Here is an 18,837-nt window from a genome sequence, read left to right on the forward strand (position 1 = left end):
ACAATGCTAACCTTCTCCATGGACGCTTCCTCCTCGTAGCGAATTTCGACACCGCTACCTTGGCACAGCGATGCCGTGAGGGGGCGTCCACACCATCAAGAGGGCCGCCGGCCCGGCAGGGTATTGGCGATGCATGTTTGAGAAAGGGCGCGTTACGCCGCCCTCCGGTCATCGATTTCCATCAGCGCATCGAGCGGCACGCGGTAGGGCTGCATGGCGTCAAAATCCTCGCAATTGCCACAGTTCTGCACGATCGCAAAGGTGTCGCAGGCATCCTTGAGGATGACCCTGAAGGTGCCACCGAGGCCCGAGGGCACTTCGTAGGTCCCGCCGATGAGATAGTCCGAGGCCCGGCGCACGAAGACGCGGATGCTGTGGCCATCGGTGGCGAGCCGGATGGCCCCTCGCCCCCGGTCGATGAGCACCTGCACGTCATCCAGGATGTCGGTGTAAAACTGGCCGGTCAGATCGCGAAACGCCATGCGGCGCTGCGCCATCCAGTCGGTGTCCCGAAACGGGTTCATGCCGTCGGCGAAGGCGAAGGAGGGATCGGCCTGCTCGGTGGTAACGATACGGGTGGTCGTGCCATCGATGCCGTTTGAGCGCAGATGCACACCATTGCCGACGATGAGGATCAGGGCCGGCCTGTCCACGGGCCCGTTCCAGTTGGGCAGGAAGGTCTTGCAGGCACGCGCATGTGCGATTTGCGCCGCAACAGCGGAGGCAGAGAACTTGAGAATAGCCATGGGGATGTCTTTCTGTTCGGTTTGGAAGGGTCGACCCGCGCGGGCGGCATGGTCCACGCGCGGGTCGCGTGAGGACTCAGGCCGCTTGCGCGATGTCGCCGTCAGGCTCCGGGGTTTCCGCCGCGGGCTCCGCCTCATCACAGGCGACACCGGCTGTCTGCATCATGGGCGGGCACCAGGCGGCCACGGCAGCGCGCTGCGCGTCCGTGAGCGTGGCGAAGGGCTCGGCGAAGAGCTTGTCACAAAAGGCGACGATCTCCTTCTTGCTCGACGAGGCCAGCGTCACCGCCTCCTGGGCGAGACCCAGATCCTCGCCGAGGATCTTCAGGAGCCAAGCCTTCTTGAAGCGGTTGAAGAGCGCCGCATTCGGCGTCCAGTGGGAGCGGATGTCGGGCATGATCTCGATCTCGAACGCATGCATCAGGCTGTCGCGCTGGCGGTCCCGCGCGAAGCAGGACTGCGTGGTGCTGGCCGTGGCATAGGCCACGAGCTTGGCCTTTTCGCCTGCCTCCAGCGCGCGAAACGCCGCGAACTGATCGGCGGGCGCGCGGGTGTCATCGAGCCAGGAGAGGTCCAGCGCCTCATGCGCCGCCGCCACCTGCTCGAGCGAGGTTGCGTCGATCTCGTCCATCTTGGCATGGCTGCGGTATTCCTTGCGGGCATCGATCTTGATCGCCTGCGTGACACTCATGCCGCTGGCCAGAACGTCGCTCACCAGCTTGAAGAGCGTCAGATCGAGCGTAGCTTCCGGATGCAGCGCCATCGCGGCCCCAAGCGCCATGGCTCGCTCGGTCTTGAGGTCCTCAGCCAGTGAGGCCGGATAGGTGATTTCGCCGGCGTCTGGGGCCTCCTCCCCGGTCGGGCTAGCCGAGGAGCCGCGCGCGCCCTCCTTTTTGACGGTGTCTTCCGGGCGGACGAGGCCAACATGGAGGGTCACCTGCCCGCCCGACCAGGACGCGATTACCCCAGACCGCGCGAGGTCCTCGGCGCTGTAGGCCTCCTGCAGGTCGCGGGCTTCCTCTTCCAAGGCGTCCACGCGCTCGTAAAGCGCGTTGTAGGCACCGTCCTCGAGCCCCTCATCCTCCATCTCGAGCTGCAGTTTCTCAAGCTCGGCGGCGATCTCATCGATGCGTTTTTGCGCAGCCTCATCCGGTTCGATCGGGCCGGGATAGACGCGGCCGTAGTCGGCCATGGTCGCGTAATCATAGCGGACCATCGCATCGGCCCAGGCAAAGCCCAGCCTCATACGCGCCTCTTCGGCAGCGGCACCGAGCTTCTCGAGCAAGATGGTCTCGACCAGAGCGGCATCCTCGAGCACGGAATGCTCTTCCAGAAGGTCAGCGGCGACAGCGCCGCCGCGCGCCTCGTAGTCTTCGCGCACGAAAGCTCCGATATCGTCACTGACCTGCACGCCGCGGGATTTGAGCGCCTGGCGGACCGTATAGGCCTGCAGGTAGCTATCTTCCTTGGTGAGCGCCTCGAAGACTTCGCGCTGCACCTCCTGGCTCGGATGCTCCGCAAAGGCCTTCATCGTGTCGAGCGTGATGGTCTTAGCCCGGGCCGCAGCGCGAATGTCGGGGTGGATCAGACCGTAGCGCAACCGGCCTTTCACGGCCGCCACCGTGGTGCCGAAGGTCTTGGCGATCGTCTCGGGCGTCTGGCCGTCGACTTCCATCATCCGGGCGAAAGCCTCGAACTCGTCGATGGCGTTCATGGGGGCCTGGGTGATGTTCTCGGCGAGGGACAGCGCCGTCGTCACGTCGCAATCCTCGGGCACAAGGCGGCAGTCGACCTTGGTTTTCGCGGTGAACCCCTTCTCGCTCTTGTCCGCGACCAGCTCCTTCAGGGCTGCATGGCGCCGTCCACCGGCCAGCACGGCGTATTTGCCGTCGAACTTCTGGACGAGGAGCGGCTGCAGGAGGCCCAGCACAGCGATGCTGGCCTTCAGATGCGCGATGTTCTCGGGGTCATAGGTTTCCGGCGCGTTGCTGCGCACATTGGCGGCATGCGGGACGAGATCGCCGATAGCGACGGTGAGGGGGGCAAAACTTGTGGTCATGGGATATCCTTCCAGATGGGTTAGGTGTGGCCCGCGCCTCTACGCGCGGGACCAATCCCCGGCTTCGGGGATCACCACGAAAAAAGGCCCGCTTTGCCTTTTTTGGGGGCAGCGGGCCTTAGTCGTCTGAGATGTCACGGGGAGGCGTCCCCTGCCCTTCTACCAGTCGCGCGCCAGCATGACGGTCAGTACGCGCATTGTGGTCACGGGATTGCCCGGGGTCTCGGCCCCGTAGCGGAAATCCGAATCCGCTTCATAGAGATCGATTTTCCAGAACACGGTCTCGCCCCGGATCTCGACCGCTCCGAAATCATGCCATCCCTCGGGATCATTGTCCTGCTCAAAGGTGGTAAACTCACCGGTGGCTTTCACCGCCTCGGCCATAAAGCCGTCACCGGCCTCCATGAGCGAGCGGGTGACATGCATCCGGCCTTGGATGGGCTGCGCGGGCGGCACTCCAAGGCACGCGAGCTTGCGGAACGCGTCGTTCTGCGCGGCGATCACACTCGGATCCGGGCATTCTGTCTGGGGCTGTGCAGTGATGGTCATAGGGCTCTCCTTTGAGAAGTTGAAACACCCTTCCCAAAGCCTGCTTTTTCTTTTCTGCTTGGCGGAAGGACCGAAGCAGAAGGTGCCCTACCCGAACAGCCCCTTGGGTCTGTAATTCGGGTTAGGGATGGTTTCGATCCAGCCGCCTTGGTGCTTGATGCTCTCGAGCGCTGCCGAGAGCGGATAAGCACCCTCGGACGGGCTCCACCAATAGGCACCGCGCTTGAAGGTGATGATCTTGCGGCGGCCGTCTTCAAAGCAGGCCACCCGCAGCGCCTTGGGTTCCTTGCGTGACATGCGAGTCTCCGTTCTCCGTGTGGTCAGGCGGCCTCGGCACTGCGCCCTGCCCTGCCCACCTCCGATCTGGCGATCAGATAGTCGCAGGCGCGCTGCGCATCGGCGGCATGGCGGAAGATCGCACCCTTGTCCGACCGAAGAACGCGCAACCAGTTGTGGAGGTAGGCGGCATTCATCTCGAGCGTATGCGCCGTGAAGCCGAGCGTCTGACCCAGGAACACCGAGGTCAGTTCCGCGACGATCTCCTCGCGCGCATAGGACGTGTTGCCAAACTTCGAGAACCCGAAATCACGGTTCAGTCGATGTGGGGCTTTCGTGGCATGGGCCAGCTCATGGGCCCAGACCCCGTAGAAATTGCGCGGGTCCTGGAACCGCGTGATGGATGGCATATAGACCTTGTCCACGGGGGGCAAATAGTACGCCTCCGTGCCCGTGAAGACGGTTGTGATGTCGATGGCATCGAAAAACGCCTGCATGTGCGGGATCGGCTCGGACGGCGGATGCTCGGGTACGGGCTCCGGGTCAGGGTAGAAACTGTCGGGCAGGCCATCGATCTGGCAGGCATTGAACACGCGATAGGATTTCTGGAAGCGGAAGATGCGGGCTTCCTCGGAGCGATCATCGCCATCGCTGCGGTCGTCCTCGCCGCCCGCGTCTTTCCGGCTTTGGCCGTAATAGACGACGACAGAGGATTTCTCGCCCTTGCGGACCTTTGCGTCCAACGCATTGGCCTGAGGCAGAGTCATCCAGAAGGGAGAGCTGTGGCCCGCCATCACGGTCCGCATCGTCAGCAGGAAGTTGTTCACCCCCTGGTAGGGTTCGCCGCCCACGCGCAGGGGGCGTGAGCTGCCGCCTGCGGTCCAGGGCTTGCGCCACGGCAGGACGCCGCGCTCGATGATGCGGATGATTTCGTTTGTGATGACCTCGGAGGCATCGAATTTGGGCGTGCGGGATCGGGCCATGGCTGGCGTCCTTTCGAGTTTTGGTGAGAGGGAGTGGTGACTAGGTTGACCGACAGAGCCGCGGATCGTTGGTGATGCTCGCGCCGAGCTGTTCGGCCATGTCGATGTAGGTGGTCAGCGACACGGACCTGCCGGGACCCGAAGGTTCAGAGTCGTCCGATCCGTCCCGCGCCACCCGCGGCAGGTTCGCGAAGGCGATGACATCGGTGACGGGTCGGATATCGATGAACGGGGTCCCTTGTGCGACCGCGAGGGCGGCCAAGGGAAAGCGCTTGATCGGCGCGAAGGTCGACACGGTGGTCCAACCGAGATGGAGGAATGTCCCGCCCTCCCCGCAGATCACATGCGCGTTAGGCAACAGCGCCGCCTGCTTCAGATAACCGAGATCACGTAGGACGGTCTCGCGCTCGCGCCGTTGTGCCTGCCCCGTCTGGCCGGTTCGGCGTAGTTCCTTGTGTCGCCACCACGAGGCAGCGGTCGCGCGCAATACGCGCAAGACACCTGTTTGCATGAGAATGCCCTTCATCCGGAACGGCAGACCGGAATCCGGCCCGGACCCATCTGAGGGACCTCAAAGGCCCTCATCCGTCAGTCACAAAACCCGAAGAACACTTTCACTCTTTAGGGATCTGATGCCGAGGAGCGTTAAATGCAAAGCTCATGAGAACGTAGGATCCTCCACTTTCCGGCATCAGACCCCAATGAGGAACAGGATCAGGCCCGGACACCCTCTTTCGGGCATCCTCAGGCCTGACCTCCCCCGGCCCTCCTCTTCCTCTCAAACCCCATGATTTCCGCAGGTGGCTTGATTTTGTTCCTGTTATGTTCTATGTTGAAAGCCACGCTAAGAAGGGAGATCCCCGATGGAAAGCACCACTTACGCCCTGCCCGCGACGCCAAAGCAGATCGCCTATGCGCGCGCACTGGCCCTTCGCAACCAGACGCTTCTGCCGTGTGAGGTTCAGCAAGATCGGCGCTCCTTGAGCGCCTGGATCGACGCACAGGCCAAGCTGAAGCCGGGCACGCAGGACAGCCGCCCGACATCAAAGCAGGTCGCCTTTGCCGAGCGCCTCGCCCGCATCAAGCGCCGCGCCGTGCCGGACGAATGCTTCCGCGACAAGGAGCTGATGTCGAAGTGGATCGATGGGAACAAGTGAAGCTGGGTAGACCCCGCGCTGATCGAGATTACTTCGGCCGATCGACAACGGATGCCCCGCCCGACTTGGCAAGCGCGATCAGGCTGGACTGGATTTTGGATGTGAAGACGGAACTGAACGTGCCGATGGGCGTGCGGTCCTCCCAGACAAAGGACCGCTCCAGAACATCGGTGTTGATCTCGTCCAGCATGACCCATTTGCGGACATGGGTTTATGACCCCACGCGCTGCGACTCGATCTGTGGCACCTCGATGATCAGCACGATGTTGACGAGCGTTGCCGCAACAAGCAGCCGGAGCGGGGTTCTGGTACACCCCATTAACTCCTAGCCTACGGCGACCCCGAACAGCGCACCGACCCCGGCTGTCGCCGCCATTGCAAGCGCTCCCCATAGCGTGACCCGCGTGGCCCCACGGACGACGCCTGCGCCGCCGGCCGAAGCGCCCAATCCGCCAAGAACCGCAAGGCCAAGGATCGTCGATCCCGCCACCAGGGGAGCGATCTGCGCCTCCGAGACCAGCAGCACGACGATCAGGGGCAGCACCGCCCCAACGGCGAAGGTCAGTGCGGACACCAGAGCCGCCTGGACAGGGCGGGCGGTAACGGTTTCCGAAATGCCGAGCTCGTCGCGCGCATGCGATCCGAGCGCGTCACGTTCAGTCAGTTGCACGGCAACCTTTTCCGCCAGGTCGCGGTCCAGCCCCCTTTCAACATAAATCCGGGTTAGTTCCTCGAGCTCGGCCTCGGGCGTTTCCTCGAGTTCACGGCTCTCTCGGGCGAGGTCCGCCTGTTCGGCGTCAGTTTGCGAGCTGACCGAGACATACTCCCCCGCCGCCATCGACATCGCGCCAGCCATAAGCCCGGCCAGCCCGGCGATCATGACCTCGGGCTTGCCGGACCCGGCTGCGGCGACGCCGACGACGAGGCTCGCGGTCGAGACAAGACCATCGTTGGCGCCGAGAACGGCGGCCCGCAGCCAGCCGATGCGATGCACCATATGGATTTCAGAATGTGATAGACGGCTCATGGCGTGGCTCCTTGAACGATGTCAGCTTGCTCTGAAATGATCGCCTGGGGTTTGCCCGTAGCTGGCTCCTGTGGCGCGATGCGCAGCGCGCGCAGGGCGTTCAGGATCACGGCAACGTCGATCACTTCTTGCAGGAGCGCGCCCTGAACCGGCGTGAGGTAGCCGAAAGCGGCCGCGATCATGCCCATGACAGACAGGCCGATCCCGGCGACAACGCTTTCGACCGCGATCCGGCGTGAAGCCCGCGCGATCTCGATGCCGGGCCCCAGCCGGTCGATCCGGTCGACGAGCAGCACCACGTCGGCGGCCTCGGCCGAGGCCGCGGCGCCCCGTGCCCCCATTGCCACGCCTACATCGGCTGCGGCCAGGGCGGGCGCGTCGTTGACACCATCACCCACCATCATCACCGGCCCGTGTTTACGCTCAGAGAGCACCAGCAACACCTTTTGATCCGGCGTCAGACCGGCCCGCAGCCCGTCGAGGCCCAGCCCTTCCGTCACACGCTCGGCCACGTCCGCGCGGTCGCCGGTGGCCAGCAGGATACGCGAGATCCCTTGGCGGCGCAGACCGTCCAGCATGGCACCCGCTCCCTCGCGCAGCGGGTCGGACATGACGAGGTGCCCGGCCATGTGACCGTCAACTGCCACTGCGACAAGGACCGATCCGGCGCCCTTGGCGGGGTGATCGCCCACCATCCGCCCGACCCGGGACGCCACGAAGCCGTCGCCCCCGACGATCACCTCGCGGTCCTCCACACGACCCAAGACCCCTTCGCCCGGGATCTCAGCCACTTCTGTCGGAACGGGCAGTGTGAAGCCCTGTGCCTTGGCGGCGGTGACGATCGCTTGCGCGACAGGGTGCTTGGAGGCCTGATCGAGCGCGGCCGCGAGGCGCAGGATGTCGTCCTCGTTCATGCCATCGTGGCTGTCGATCGAGATGATCTGCGGACGGCCATCTGTCAGCGTCCCCGTCTTGTCGAGGATCAGCGTACGGATGCGCGCCATTGTCTCGAGCGGCCCTGCGCCCTTGATCAAAACGCCAAAATGCGCCGCACGCGAGAGACCCGCGACCAGCGCAACCGGCACGGCAAGGATCAGCGGACAGGGCGTGGCGACCACCAGCACGGCGACCGCGCGGATCGGATCGCCTGTGAACCACCAGGCCGCGAAGGCGATACTGACGGTGACGACCAGAAAGCCCAGCGACCAGCGGTCGGCCAGCCGGGACATCGGCGCTTTGGACGCCTGCGCTTCCTCGACCAGGCGAACGATCCCGGCATAGGTGCTGTCCTTGGCCTCGCGCGTCGCCGTCAGGTCGAAGGCCTCGCCCGCGTTGGTCGATCCGCTCATGGCGTCGGCCCCGCGCGCCAGCCGGACTGGGAGGGATTCGCCGGTCAGCGCCGCGGTGTCGAGGAAGGCGGTGTCGGACGTAACCGAACCGTCCACGGGAACGACATCGCCCTGCCGGATCAGCAGGCGATCGCCCGGTGCGATCTCCTCGAGAGGCACATCCTCAAGACCGCCGTTCCGGTGCCGCGTCGCGGTCCGGGGTACGCGAGATAGAAGATCCTTCATCGAACGACGTGCACGGCCCTCAGCGAAGGCTTCGAGGAAAGTGCCTCCAGAATACATGACTGCGACGACAGCCGCAGCCAAGGTCTCGCCGAAGACAAGCGCCGCCGACATCGACAGCGCGGCAACGATATCGAGGCCCACCTCGCCGCGCCCAATGCTGCGGACGATTTCGACCACAAGCGCTGCCAGCGCGGGAACAACTCCTGCAATCCAGATCAGGTTCGCAACCTCTGGTTGGCCCGCAAGGTAGAATGCGAGTCCCACGATCAGCCCGGTTGCGGCCATCAGCAGGAGTGCGGTCTTGAAGCGATCGGTACGGGTCTGTTCCATGCGGCTCATCTTCCCCCGGCTGAGGCGATTGCCGCTGGTTCTTCGGAAAAAAGACGCCCGACTCCCACGCCCATTGCATTCCCTTCATCATCGCGCAGAAGAAACAGGGCGTCGAGTCCACGTTGTCTTGCGAGGTCCGCACCCCTCTCCGCACCGAGCACCATCAGCGCCGTCGCCCAGGCGTCGGCCTCGGCACAGGTGCGGGCCACGACGGTGACGGAGGCCGGCGAGGCGATCAGCGGCGCGCCACGTCTCGGATCCATGGTATGCGACAGGCGGCGCCCATGCACCTCGACCCAATGGCGGTAGTCACCGGAGGTCGCGACGGCGGCGTCCTGCAGCGCCAGAACCGAATGCGGCGTCCGGCGATCAGGGTCCGGCGCTTCTACCGCGATGATCCATGCCTCGCCATCGGGGCGCAGGCCCATGGCACGCATCTCACCGTCGATGCCGACAAGGGCGTCGGCAATCCCATGATCGCGCAAGGTCTCGGCGAGCCGGTCGACACCGTGGCCCTTGGCGATGCCGTTCAGGTCCAGCGCGACGGGCGCGGTCTTGCGCAACTGCATCCCCTCGATCTCCAGCACCTCCTGAGCCGGGCGGCGGGGGGCGTCCATCGCGGCGCGGATACCCTCGGGCGCGGCGGCCCCGGGCCCGAAACCCCAGGCCGTCACCGCATCGCCCATGCCGATATCGAAGGCCCCGCCCGAGGCACGCCCGATCTCGAGCCCGAGGCGCAGGACCGCCCGCAGTTGCTCCGGCACCACCACCCAATCGCCCACCGGCGCCGCATTGATCCGCATGAGCGCGCTCTCCGCGTTCCACATCGACATCTGCGTGTCCACCTCGTCGACAGCCGCCTGAAGGGCGGCACGAATTGCATCCGTGTCGCGGACCCGATCCGCGAAGAACAGCGCCGACCAGCGCGTGCCCATGGCGGGGCCGTTCAGGGCGATGCGCGCGCGCTCAGTAGACATCTTCGACATACCGCCCCTCTGCCTTTAGGACTGCGGGCGTAAGCCCGGCAGGTGCGAGTATCTCGGCCAACGCATCGCTCACGCCCGTGGCCATGTCGCGCCCGCCGCAGACCATCACACGCGCCCCGTCGCAGATAAGCCGGGCCACCTGCGCCGCGTCGGCGCGCAAGGCGTCCTGCACATAACTGCGCCGCGCGCCGCGCGAGACGGCGGTGACAAGCCGGGTCAACCGCCCCTCAGCCTGCCAGCCGGGCATCTCTTCGCCATAGAAGAAATCGCTGTCCGCATGCCGCATCCCGAAAAACAGGTGCACGGGCCTGTGCCGCGCATTGCCGCGGATGAAGCCCGCCAGCGGCCCGATGCCGGTGCCCGCCCCGATCAGGATCAGCGGGGTGCGACCGCGGTCGGCGTGAAAGCCGGGATTGCGGCGCAGGAAGGCCGTGACCCTAGCGCCCGGCTCCAAGGCGGTCAGCTGGCCCGAGGCCAGCCCGCCCGGATGCTTGCGCACAACGATCTCCACGAAGCCGTCGCGGCGACCCGAGGCCAGCGAGTAGAGACGTGGCACGGCGCTGCCCTGCGGCAGGACACCGATCAGGTCGCCCGCCTGAAACCGTGCGAAACCCGCCCCGGTCAGCCGCTGCCACAGCGTCGCGCGCGGCAAGGCGAAGCGCAGGATCGCGGCCCCCGCCTGCATCTCGGCCCCGTAGTTGCGCCGCGAGACGAGGGTCAATGTTTCGGTGCGCGGCGAGACGGGCTGGTGAGAAAGCTCGAGAGAGATGCTAAGCGCCTCGCCAAGAGCGCGGCCCCAGCGCGCGAAATCCTGCGGGGACTGGCGGTCGATTGCGTCAAGCGGCAGAAGCTCCGGCCAGTCCTTCGCTTGCGCTGCTGCCGCAACGTCCTTGGCAAAGGCGCAATAGGCCGGAAAACTCCGATCTCCGAAACCAAGCACAGCCATGGGAATATCCGGCGCTCCGTCGAGGGCGTTCAACCGGTCGAGGAAGCCCTTCGCCGAGGCCGGCGCAGCCCCGTCGCCATAGGTCGCGGCGAGCACGATGATGCGCTCGGCTCGGGCGTAGCGCTCTGGCGCGAAGCCCGACATCGGGCCAACATGGACGCCCTGCCCCGCTGCCGTCAGCGAGGCATGCAGGGTCGCGGCGAAGCCCCAGGTGCTGCCACCCTCGCTGCCGACAAGAAGGATCGTCTCGGCACGGCCCGCGGGCTGGTTGCCGCGGATGCGCGGCCGCCCGCGCCGCCCGGCAAACCAGATCAGGACGCCGGTCACGCCCATCGCCGGCACTCCGAGCGCCATCATCCCGAGCACAAGGCCGAGCGTCGCGGCCCCCTGCCCCGTGTGCAGCATGTAAATGGTTTCCGAGACGCGCTCCCACCCGGTCAGGTCGGCCCATGCCACGAGCGCGCCGGTTCCCTGGTCAAGATAGCCGGTGCCCCGGTCGGTCTTCAGTGTGAACACGTCCGTCGCATCGCCGGGATAGGGAAAGCTCAGTTCGCGCAGCTCGGCGACGGGCGTCTGCAGCAGCGTGGCCATCTGATCGAGAGCGAACCCAATCTCTCCGCTCACTTCGGTGGGATCAGTCGGCAGGACGCCACCGTCCGGCAAAAGATCGAAGGTGGAGGCTGTCATCCAGAGGGCGGTGGTGGAGGACAGAACGAGGCCGATGACGGCGATCCGGGCGATCTCGACATGCAGCCTGCCCGCGAACGGACCGCGCAAGGACGCGAACCAGTGCCGCCATCCGCCCGCCCGTCGCGCGACCAGCATAGCACCCGAGAGCGAGAGGACCAGCATCGCCGCGGCCCCGGCGGCCATGGCGATGCGCCCGCCATCCCCGAGGAAGAGCGAGCGATGAAAGTTGGTGAGCCAGCGAAGGGCCTGGTTCGGGTCGGCCGAGGCAACGCCCGCGCCCGTCGCCGGGTCGATCACGGCAGCACCCGGCGCGCCCTGATCGAACCAATAGGCGGTGATCCGACCGGAGGGCGACCGCCGGATCTGCTCGACGCCCGGATAGACGGCCTGGATGCGGTCCGCGAGGGTGGCGACTGTCTGACCAGTCTCCACCTGCGGCGCGGTGATGCGCTCGACTGCCGGAAAGACCGAGAGCGCAGCGCCGCTCAGGCTCAGGATCGTGACGAGCGCGAGTGCCAGTAGACCCGGCCAGCGATGGAGTGTACGGATCATGGCCCTGCCCCTCACATGTCGTAGGAGAAGTTGGCGATGTAGCGCCGGCCGGTCACCGGCGTACCCGCGCCCGCCGTCGTCAGCGGCACGGCCACCTCGTTCGGGCTGTCGCGCATATCCTCGACCGCCGCGTCTATGTGAAGCGTGTAGCCCGCATCGAACAGCGCATCGGCCAGATCGAGCGTGATCTCGAGACTGCGGCCCGCGCCGACGCTGGCGCCGGTGATACCGTTTACCTGCGCGGTATCGCCGCCCGTGGCACGGTACCAATCGCTCAGATGCTCGTAGTACTTGGACTTGCCACCAGCCATCCAGAGACTGCCGACATAGGCGCCCGAGGCGTCGGTAACGTAAAGCGCGAGGTAAGCGCCGTCGCCGCCATAGTTGTTGAGGGTGGTTGTGAGCGTCACGGGCCGTGCCATAGCGAGGCCGGGAAGCGTGAGTGCGGTGGTCAGCGCGAGCGTTGCGAGAAGTGATTTCATGGGAATGATCCTTGTTCAGGGTGCTTCGGAGCTGTTCAGTTCACCTGAACCTGCGGAGGGGCGCCGTTTCCGAAGAGGCCGTTCTGCGGAGGAGCGACCGTTCCAGCGGGCGCGGGATTGCGGGCGCCACCGCGGTCGTCGTCATCATCCTCGTAGTCCATCTCGACGATCTGCAGCGTCGCCGGATCGAGCTTCACCTCGATCTCGCGGCCATCCTGGTCTCGGCCTTGGATTTCGTAGCAGCCGTCGTCGATCTCGAAGTCGCGCACCGTCCAACCGTTCTGTTCGGCCATCTGCATGGCGGCCTCGCGCGGCTGCCACTGGTCACGGGGCGCATTGCAATCATCGTCGTCGGCCAGCGCAGCGCCGGCGGGCAAAAGTGCGATCAGGGCAAGGGCGGTCAGAGTCTTTTTCATGGCAAGGGGTCCTTTCGTTTGATGAGACCAATCTGGCACCCCGACCTGAGGGCATCCTGACGCCCCAGCGATTCCTGCTTCAGCTTGCCGTCAGGAAAATGGCCCCGCCGATGAGGGCGGGGCCAAAAAAAGATGCGAGCGCAGGCTACAGGGCTGGCATGGCTATGCGCCCTGCCCCGCGTTCAGGTGAATTCGAACTGCTCGAAGCGGACACGGCGAGGCGTTTGGCCTTGTGCTTTCAAGCCCTTGAGAATCCCGTCCTTCAGACCGGTTGGGCCGCAGAACCACAAATCGGCTTGCCGGATCGCGAAAGGGACCGCGCCAATCAGGCGCTCGGCCGTGAGCCTGCCATCGCGCGTCGTAACGACCACCTCGAAACTGAACCTCGGGTTGCGGGCAGCCGCAGCGCGCAGCGTCTCTACCCCAATCGCCTCCTCTTGTGTCCGAACGCAGTGGATGAGGTGAATGTCGCGGCTATCCGCTTCGCTCAGGCTTTCGGCCCAGGCGAGGAACGGCGTGATACCGATGCCGCCCGCCAGCCATATCTGGCGCGCACCGCCCTTGCGGAAATTGAACCGTCCATATGGCCCTTCGACCTGCACGCGCGTTCCGGTCCGCAAGATGGCGGGCAGGCTTCGTGTCCAGCCACCCAAGCCCCGGATGGAGAACGTCAGGGTGCCGTCAGGGCGCGGGGCGCTGGCGATCGTGAAGGGGTGCGGCTCGGACAGTCCTGCCTCTGGCGCGCGGAAGAAGGCGAATTGCCCCGGCCGCCACCGCATGGCCCGCCCCTCGGGGCGGAGGGTTAGCGTGGTGGTGTCCTTGGTCTGGCTGATCTCTGTGACGGTGAATTCTCTACGCCGCAGGTACGGGGCGACCAGCTCGGTGAATATCCACGCGATTACTCCCGCGATGCCAAATGTGTTTAGAAGCACCGAGAGCGATGGATCTACCTCTGTCGGCAGGTCGACGAAGAACTGGTGAAAGACCACGATTGCAAAAAGGGCCCCCATGAAACGATGGCTGAACCGCCAGATCTGATAGGGGATTTCCAGTGGGGTGAAGGGCAATCTCCGGAACCAGCTGACAGCAACCAGGGCGAGAAGCGCGTTGAAGGCAAGTTCGCCCGCCTCTTCACCAAGTTCACCAAGGGAGGTTTCACGCACCAAACGCTCGAAATCCGGCTCGATCTGCTGGTGCAGGATCATCAGGACCATTGCGGAAATACCAAGCCACTTGTGGACCCGGTACATGCGATCGAGACCGCCGAACAACGGCTCCACCAGCGGCGGCCGTGCGGCGAGGATCAGGGTCTGTGCCATCGCGACAACTGCCGCGGCCCCGACGGCGATGCCGAGCGCGGCATCCGCACCATAAGTCGCATAGGTGTTGAAACCGAGCAAAGCCGCCAGCAGGCATGGCAACGCAACCAGCACCGGGCCCGTCAGGGCTAGAGGAGAGTTTAGGGAAAGCCGGGAGAGTGGCGGCAGGCTCGGCACCGGGACAATACCGTCGCGACGCGCTGCATCAGTCATCGTCGCGTCTCTCGTGATCCCGCTCGCGGCGATCATCCTCGTCGTCCTCGTATTCGAACTCGATTACCTCCAGCGTGGCCGGGTGGACAGTCACCTCGATCGCACGCCCCTCGGCATCCCTCCCGTCGATCTCGTAGCAGCCGTCATCGATCTTGATCCGGCGCACCGTCCAACCATTTTCCTCGGCCAGCATGGCAACAGCATCGCGCGGCTGCCAGTCGGCCATCGGCACGAAGCAATCGTCGTCAGCCAGCGCCGCGCCGGCCGTAAAGACCGCGAGAAAGCCGATAATTGTCAATGTCTTCTTCATGGGGCACACTCCTAGTGGCTCGCCTCTTGATGCCATTCATGCGCCGCGAAGCTGACGGCAGCCTGAAGGGGCTCGACCCACAAGCTTCAGCTTCGTGTCAGCCAGACGGATCATGGAGGGACATCAGGAAAGGACGGGTACGACCATGCGCATATTGCTGATCGAGGACGACACGACTCTTGGCGCTGCCGTGCGCGACCAGATCGCAGCTGATGGCCAGTCAGTAGACTGGGTCACGCGGCTAGACGCGGCGGCAGACGCGATGAGCGCAACCTCTTACGACCTGCTCCTGCTCGACCTCATGCTGCCAGACGGACGTGGTATCGGGTTCCTCAAGGGCCTCAGGACGCGTGGAGACGTGACGCCGGTCATCATCCTGACGGCGCTCGACCAGGTGTCCGATAGGATCGAAGGCCTCAATGCGGGCGCTGACGACTATCTTGTGAAGCCCTTCGACCTGTCGGAACTGTCGGCACGGATCGGATCGGTCGCGCGGCGCTACAGCGGCAACCCCAACCCGATCCTGACCCACGGACCGCTCGACATCGACCTTGCCGCGCGCAGCGTCCATCGGGATGGCAGACATGTGCCGCTGACGGCGCGGGAATGGGCGCTCTTCGAGGCCTTCCTGGCGCGTCCCGGGCAGCTCCTGTCCAAGGCGCAGTTGGAGGAGAAGCTCTACGCTTTCGACGCCGAAGTCGAGAGCAACACCATCGAGGTGCACGTGAGCCGCCTGCGCAAGAAACTGGGGAGCGCCATCATCGAGACCGAGCGCGGCATGGGTTACCGGCTGGGCAAGCCATGATGTGGCCATCCAGCCTTCAGGTACGGCTCGGCTTGTCACTCGGCCTTGTGCTGACGATCCTCTGGCTCGCCGCCGCCACGGTTACCGCGGTGATCGTTCGGGGCGAGATGGACGAGGTCTTCGACAGCGCCCTGCGCGAAACCGCCGAGCGCATCCTTCCGCTGGCCGTGACCGACATCGTCGGCCGAGAAGATCAGGGTGTGACGCAGCGCCTCGCGCCGATCCGGGAGCATGACGAGTTCTTCACCTACATCGTACGCGATGCCGAGGGACGCATTTTGCTGCAATCCCATGCGGCGGACCCTGCCGTGTTCCCTCCATACGACGGGCCGGGATTTGGGCAGAACGCCACACATCGCCTCTACAGCGACGCGGCGCTCCAGGGGACGATCAGCATCACCGTGGCCGAACCGTTGGCGCATCGCGCATCGGTTGCTCTTGAAATCCAGATGGGCCTCGGCCTGCCGCTGCTGGTCGTGCTGCCGTTGGCGCTCGCGTCGATTATTCTCGCTGTGCGCTTTAGCCTCGCCCCTCTCCATCGGTTCCGTACGCGGCTTGAAGCGCGCGGCGTGCGCGACCTGTCAGAAGTACCCGCGGCCGACCTGCCGACCGAAATCGGACCGCTGGCCGCAACCTTGAACAGCCTTTTGGCTCGGTTGCGCGACGCGTTCGAGGCTGAGCGAAGTTTTGCAGCCAATGCGGCTCATGAACTAAGGACACCATTGGCGGGCGCTATCGCCCAGGCGCAGCGACTGCGGTCAGAGACCAAAGATCCGACCATCGACGCCCGTGCCGCCGAGATCGAGGCAACGCTCAAGCGTCTCACTCGGCTTTCCGAGCGTCTCCTGCAGCTTGCGCGGGCGGAAGGCGGTAGACTTCGGATGGACCAGAGCGCTGATGTCAGAACCATCACTCGGGTCGTGGTGGAAGATATCGCGCGCACCACAGAGAACGGGCGCCTTACGTTGAACTTGCCGGACACGCCTGTCTTGTCTGATATCGACCCCGACGCATTAGGAATTCTGTGCCGGAATCTGGTGGAAAACGCCCTACGCCACGGGGCGCAGAATGCCCCAGTCGCGGTTACACTCACGAGCGAGGGGCAGTTGATCGTGGCGAACGAGGGCCCCGCGGTAGCAACCGAAACACTCGAACGCCTGACAGGGCGCTTCGAGAGGGCAGATGCAAAAACTGATGGTAGCGGGCTTGGCCTCGCTATCGTCTCAGCCATCGCAGAACGGATCGAAACCTCTCTCTTGCTCCAGTCACCACGTCCCGGTGAAACTTCTGGATTTCAGGCATCCGTCAGATTGCCAACGGATGCTCCAAATGCCCATGTGAAAGATCGGGAGCATTGGCCTTGAAGTCTCACGTCGCAGCGCCCCGAGGGGTGCGGTGTCGATGATGGTTGTTGTAGACATGATTCTTCATTCTGAATGCGAGTAATCGCGCTCATCCCATTGATATTATTACACTATAGGGTGATTGGGGGCGGAATCTCCGCCCCCCGCTGGATCACGTTATTCCGAGGCCAGCATCGACGCGCCTTCAGCAGGCAGGTCATCCGTCAGAAATGCAGGAAGGTCAGCTTCACTGACGCTGTCAGCCGCTTCGGCATCCGCCCCCTGCCCTTCGGCATGGTCCTCATCGTCAAGCGCCACGAGATCGTTCCGGCGCATGACGCTCGTCGACCAGCTTTGCCACCACGCTGTCCTTCAGATCGCTCGCCTGCGCCGGCATGTAGATGTGACGCACTGAGGCTTCGAGACAGCTTCCCGAAGCAGAGGAAGTGCGGAAGGTGTCCGTCACAATCTTCAGCAGCAGCAGAATCAACGCCACGTCGGGCGAGCGCCCGATCGCTTCACGCAGCGCCAGCGTCCGGTGTGCCGTCAACTCGATTACGAGCCGCTCGGGCAGTGGCTTCAGCGCTCCGTCATCCTCATCCTCCGGCAGATCGCCGCCAATCGGCTGGCCTCCCGACATGATGACGGTTCCGGCATGAGCGGCACTGTCATAGCCATCGGTGAGATCACGATCATCCCCCTGCCCCGCCACCGCAGGATCAGCACCATCCTGGACCGCTGTCACGTCAACCGGCTCATCCTCTGGACGCACATAGCCGCGATAGACGGCCAGCGCGCCGTAGCGGTCGAGCGTGACGAACGCCCCTGCCCGCCCGATCTCCTCCGCGTCGAAGATCAACGGCCGGGTCTCGATCTTTTCCATCTCCGTTTCCAACACGCCAAGCCGCGTGTCGATCCCGTCGGGGATTTCATCCTGACCCGCGTATTCCTCTTCCAGCGCCCGGTATTCGGCGAGCAGCTTGGCATGGTCCGCGCCTTCGTCATCCGTCATCGGTGCCGGATCACCTGACAGGGACCGCAGGCCGTGGCTGTAGCCGTAGGGCAGGTCAAGCGCGACCTCGATCCACTTCCAGCCCTCAACGGCAACCGTCTCAGCCTTGGCGTGGAGTTTTTCCGTCACCAGCCGATCGAGCAGGGCAGGGTCCTCGAGCCAGCCACCGTCATCGCCCTGAAAGAGGTCATGCAACATCGTGCCGCCCGCCGCTTCGTAGGCCTCAACACCCACAAAGACCGCGCGCCGGTCAGACGCCCGGACCGAGGTCTCGGTCAGCATGCGCCGGATCTGGAATGGCTCCTTGTTCCAAGATGAATGGATCACATCCCAGACCTGAACCTGACGCGCATGATCGGGGTTCACGGTGAAGGCCATGAGCTGCTCCAGCGTCATGCCATCCTCGGCATAGACCTCAAGCAGGGCAGGGGCGACGGAAGCGAGTTTCAAGCGCTGCTTCACGATCTGCGGCGTCACGAAGAAGGCGGCGGCAATCTCTGCATCGCTCTGGCCCTTGTCCCTCAGCGCCACAAACGCGCGGAATTGGTCGAGCGGGTGCAGGGCGACGCGATGCATGCTTTCTGCAAGGGAATCATCCTCGGCCAGGATGTCGGACGCAGCATCGCGCACGATGCAAGGAATGGGCGGGGTCTTTGCCAAACACTTCTGCTTCACCAGCAGGGACAATGCTTGGAACCGACGGCCACCGACCGGGATCTCGAACTTGCCGGTCTCGGTGCCGTCGTCAGCCAAGACGGGCCGCACGCTCAGGCTCTGCAACAGACCGCGGCGGGCGATGTCTTCGGCCAGTTCCTCGACAGACACGCCAGCCTTGATGCGCCGCACGTTGGACTGGCTCAGGACCAGCTTGTCAAAAGGGATATCCCGCGAAGGGGACAGGGTGATTTTCCGGACAGCTTTCGTCATCAGATCTTCTCCACGACGGGCGCCGGAAGCCACTCTCCCGATCTCATTTCCCGTCACCCTCAAACCAACACTCCTTTCCCTCTCGATGATCGTATGGTTGCCAAGAGGCGACTTAACAGCTGTTAAGTCATGCCA

General features: G+C 64.5%; 19 protein-coding genes and 1 pseudogene. 3 read left to right on the forward strand and 17 right to left on the reverse strand.

The features are described from left to right. Positions 1–152: 152 nt before the first annotated feature. From IEX41_RS19885 to IEX41_RS19910, 6 genes are all read right to left on the reverse strand, one after another. Complete coding sequence (locus tag IEX41_RS19885; RefSeq protein ID WP_025042408.1) at positions 153–746, reverse strand: hypothetical protein; 594 nt, start codon at positions 744–746, stop codon at positions 153–155. A 76-nt stretch (positions 747–822) separates the two neighbouring features. Continuing rightward, positions 823–2,805, reverse strand: coding sequence for a ParB/RepB/Spo0J family partition protein (locus IEX41_RS19890; protein WP_028288611.1), 1,983 nt, complete (start codon positions 2,803–2,805; stop codon positions 823–825). Between the two features lie 159 nt (positions 2,806–2,964). Next, positions 2,965–3,354 carry a DUF3768 domain-containing protein gene (locus IEX41_RS19895; protein WP_028288612.1) on the reverse strand — a complete coding sequence of 130 codons (390 nt, stop codon included), beginning with the start codon at positions 3,352–3,354 and terminating at the stop codon, positions 2,965–2,967. Between the two features lie 87 nt (positions 3,355–3,441). Further along, a complete protein-coding gene (locus IEX41_RS19900) occupies positions 3,442–3,651 on the reverse strand; it encodes a DUF6330 family protein (RefSeq protein WP_017469169.1) in 210 nt (69 codons plus the stop codon). 23 nt (positions 3,652–3,674) lie between these two features. Then, positions 3,675–4,613, reverse strand: coding sequence for an ArdC family protein (locus tag IEX41_RS19905; RefSeq protein ID WP_028288613.1), 939 nt, complete (start codon positions 4,611–4,613; stop codon positions 3,675–3,677). 40 nt (positions 4,614–4,653) lie between these two features. Continuing rightward, positions 4,654–5,139: a hypothetical protein gene (locus tag IEX41_RS19910; protein ID WP_036540302.1), complete on the reverse strand. Its 486-nt coding sequence runs from the start codon at positions 5,137–5,139 to the stop codon at positions 4,654–4,656. A 337-nt stretch (positions 5,140–5,476) separates the two neighbouring features. Between IEX41_RS19910 and IEX41_RS19915 the strand changes: the two genes are divergently transcribed. Further along, a complete protein-coding gene (locus IEX41_RS19915; RefSeq protein ID WP_028288615.1) occupies positions 5,477–5,770 on the forward strand; it encodes a hypothetical protein in 294 nt (97 codons plus the stop codon). Positions 5,771–5,798: 28 nt separating this feature from the next. On the opposite strand, the gene IEX41_RS19920 is transcribed toward IEX41_RS19915, so the two are convergent. The 9 genes from IEX41_RS19920 to IEX41_RS19960 form a co-directional block, all read right to left on the reverse strand. After that, on the reverse strand, positions 5,799–5,960 hold the full coding sequence (locus IEX41_RS19920) for a hypothetical protein (RefSeq protein ID WP_224557872.1): 162 nt from the start codon (positions 5,958–5,960) through the stop codon (positions 5,799–5,801). A gap of 135 nt (positions 5,961–6,095) precedes the next feature. After that, positions 6,096–6,797, reverse strand: a complete 702-nt coding sequence (locus tag IEX41_RS19925) for a VIT1/CCC1 transporter family protein (RefSeq protein WP_028288616.1) — start codon at positions 6,795–6,797, stop codon at positions 6,096–6,098. After that, positions 6,794–8,701, reverse strand: coding sequence for a heavy metal translocating P-type ATPase (locus IEX41_RS19930; protein WP_036540305.1), 1,908 nt, complete (start codon positions 8,699–8,701; stop codon positions 6,794–6,796). Before IEX41_RS19930 ends, IEX41_RS19925 begins: the two co-directional genes overlap by 4 nt. 5 nt (positions 8,702–8,706) lie before the next feature. After that, complete coding sequence (locus IEX41_RS19935; RefSeq protein WP_028288618.1) at positions 8,707–9,687, reverse strand: FAD:protein FMN transferase; 981 nt, start codon at positions 9,685–9,687, stop codon at positions 8,707–8,709. Beyond that, complete coding sequence (locus tag IEX41_RS19940; protein WP_188792080.1) at positions 9,668–11,875, reverse strand: PepSY domain-containing protein; 2,208 nt, start codon at positions 11,873–11,875, stop codon at positions 9,668–9,670. The genes IEX41_RS19935 and IEX41_RS19940 overlap by 20 nt, the downstream gene beginning before the upstream one ends. An 11-nt stretch (positions 11,876–11,886) precedes the next feature. Further along, complete coding sequence (locus tag IEX41_RS19945) at positions 11,887–12,357, reverse strand: DUF2271 domain-containing protein (protein WP_069301738.1); 471 nt, start codon at positions 12,355–12,357, stop codon at positions 11,887–11,889. Positions 12,358–12,392: 35 nt separating this feature from the next. Then, positions 12,393–12,773, reverse strand: a complete 381-nt coding sequence (locus tag IEX41_RS19950; RefSeq protein ID WP_069301737.1) for a PepSY domain-containing protein — start codon at positions 12,771–12,773, stop codon at positions 12,393–12,395. 182 nt (positions 12,774–12,955) lie between these two features. Then, positions 12,956–14,341 carry a ferredoxin reductase family protein gene (locus IEX41_RS19955; RefSeq protein ID WP_093412194.1) on the reverse strand — a complete coding sequence of 462 codons (1,386 nt, stop codon included), beginning with the start codon at positions 14,339–14,341 and terminating at the stop codon, positions 12,956–12,958. Then, entirely contained in the window at positions 14,298–14,615 is a 318-nt protein-coding gene (locus IEX41_RS19960) for a PepSY domain-containing protein (RefSeq protein ID WP_028288623.1), read from the reverse strand. The genes IEX41_RS19955 and IEX41_RS19960 overlap by 44 nt, the downstream gene beginning before the upstream one ends. Before the next feature lie 145 nt (positions 14,616–14,760). Here IEX41_RS19960 and IEX41_RS19965 point away from each other — a divergent pair, with 145 nt between their 5' ends. Together IEX41_RS19965 and IEX41_RS19970 are read left to right on the forward strand one after the other, a co-directional pair. Further along, entirely contained in the window at positions 14,761–15,420 is a 660-nt protein-coding gene (locus tag IEX41_RS19965) for a response regulator transcription factor (RefSeq protein ID WP_009503873.1), read from the forward strand. Then, entirely contained in the window at positions 15,417–16,784 is a 1,368-nt protein-coding gene (locus IEX41_RS19970) for an ATP-binding protein (protein ID WP_028288624.1), read from the forward strand. The genes IEX41_RS19965 and IEX41_RS19970 overlap by 4 nt, the downstream gene beginning before the upstream one ends. A 156-nt stretch (positions 16,785–16,940) precedes the next feature. On the opposite strand, the gene IEX41_RS21995 is transcribed toward IEX41_RS19970, so the two are convergent. Together IEX41_RS21995 and IEX41_RS19975 are read right to left on the reverse strand one after the other, a co-directional pair. Continuing rightward, positions 16,941–17,099, reverse strand: a complete 159-nt coding sequence (locus tag IEX41_RS21995; protein ID WP_222481223.1) for a hypothetical protein — start codon at positions 17,097–17,099, stop codon at positions 16,941–16,943. Then, positions 17,095–18,702: pseudogene (locus IEX41_RS19975) on the reverse strand (ParB/RepB/Spo0J family partition protein); the annotation flags it as partial. The gene IEX41_RS21995 and the pseudogene IEX41_RS19975, both read right to left, overlap by 5 nt. Positions 18,703–18,837 lie beyond the last annotated feature (135 nt).

The organism is Salipiger pallidus, assembly GCF_014643635.1.
Lineage (GTDB): Bacteria > Pseudomonadota > Alphaproteobacteria > Rhodobacterales > Rhodobacteraceae > Salipiger > Salipiger pallidus.

Coding starts and splice junctions, on each gene's coding strand:
- IEX41_RS19965 (WP_009503873.1), top strand. CDS start 14,761: ATGCGCATATTGCTGATCGAGGACGACACGACTCTTGGCGCTGCCGTG.
- IEX41_RS19885 (WP_025042408.1), bottom strand. CDS start 746: ATGGCTATTCTCAAGTTCTCTGCCTCCGCTGTTGCGGCGCAAATCGCA.
- IEX41_RS19940 (WP_188792080.1), bottom strand. CDS start 11,875: ATGATCCGTACACTCCATCGCTGGCCGGGTCTACTGGCACTCGCGCTC.
- IEX41_RS19935 (WP_028288618.1), bottom strand. CDS start 9,687: ATGTCGAAGATGTCTACTGAGCGCGCGCGCATCGCCCTGAACGGCCCC.
- IEX41_RS19950 (WP_069301737.1), bottom strand. CDS start 12,773: ATGAAAAAGACTCTGACCGCCCTTGCCCTGATCGCACTTTTGCCCGCC.
- IEX41_RS21995 (WP_222481223.1), bottom strand. CDS start 17,099: ATGCGCCGGAACGATCTCGTGGCGCTTGACGATGAGGACCATGCCGAA.
- IEX41_RS19905 (WP_028288613.1), bottom strand. CDS start 4,613: ATGGCCCGATCCCGCACGCCCAAATTCGATGCCTCCGAGGTCATCACA.
- IEX41_RS19945 (WP_069301738.1), bottom strand. CDS start 12,357: ATGAAATCACTTCTCGCAACGCTCGCGCTGACCACCGCACTCACGCTT.
- IEX41_RS19925 (WP_028288616.1), bottom strand. CDS start 6,797: ATGAGCCGTCTATCACATTCTGAAATCCATATGGTGCATCGCATCGGC.
- IEX41_RS19920 (WP_224557872.1), bottom strand. CDS start 5,960: ATGCTGGACGAGATCAACACCGATGTTCTGGAGCGGTCCTTTGTCTGG.
- IEX41_RS19930 (WP_036540305.1), bottom strand. CDS start 8,701: ATGGAACAGACCCGTACCGATCGCTTCAAGACCGCACTCCTGCTGATG.
- IEX41_RS19915 (WP_028288615.1), top strand. CDS start 5,477: ATGGAAAGCACCACTTACGCCCTGCCCGCGACGCCAAAGCAGATCGCC.
- IEX41_RS19890 (WP_028288611.1), bottom strand. CDS start 2,805: ATGACCACAAGTTTTGCCCCCCTCACCGTCGCTATCGGCGATCTCGTC.
- IEX41_RS19970 (WP_028288624.1), top strand. CDS start 15,417: ATGATGTGGCCATCCAGCCTTCAGGTACGGCTCGGCTTGTCACTCGGC.
- IEX41_RS19895 (WP_028288612.1), bottom strand. CDS start 3,354: ATGACCATCACTGCACAGCCCCAGACAGAATGCCCGGATCCGAGTGTG.
- IEX41_RS19955 (WP_093412194.1), bottom strand. CDS start 14,341: ATGATCGCCGCGAGCGGGATCACGAGAGACGCGACGATGACTGATGCA.
- IEX41_RS19900 (WP_017469169.1), bottom strand. CDS start 3,651: ATGTCACGCAAGGAACCCAAGGCGCTGCGGGTGGCCTGCTTTGAAGAC.
- IEX41_RS19960 (WP_028288623.1), bottom strand. CDS start 14,615: ATGAAGAAGACATTGACAATTATCGGCTTTCTCGCGGTCTTTACGGCC.
- IEX41_RS19910 (WP_036540302.1), bottom strand. CDS start 5,139: ATGAAGGGCATTCTCATGCAAACAGGTGTCTTGCGCGTATTGCGCGCG.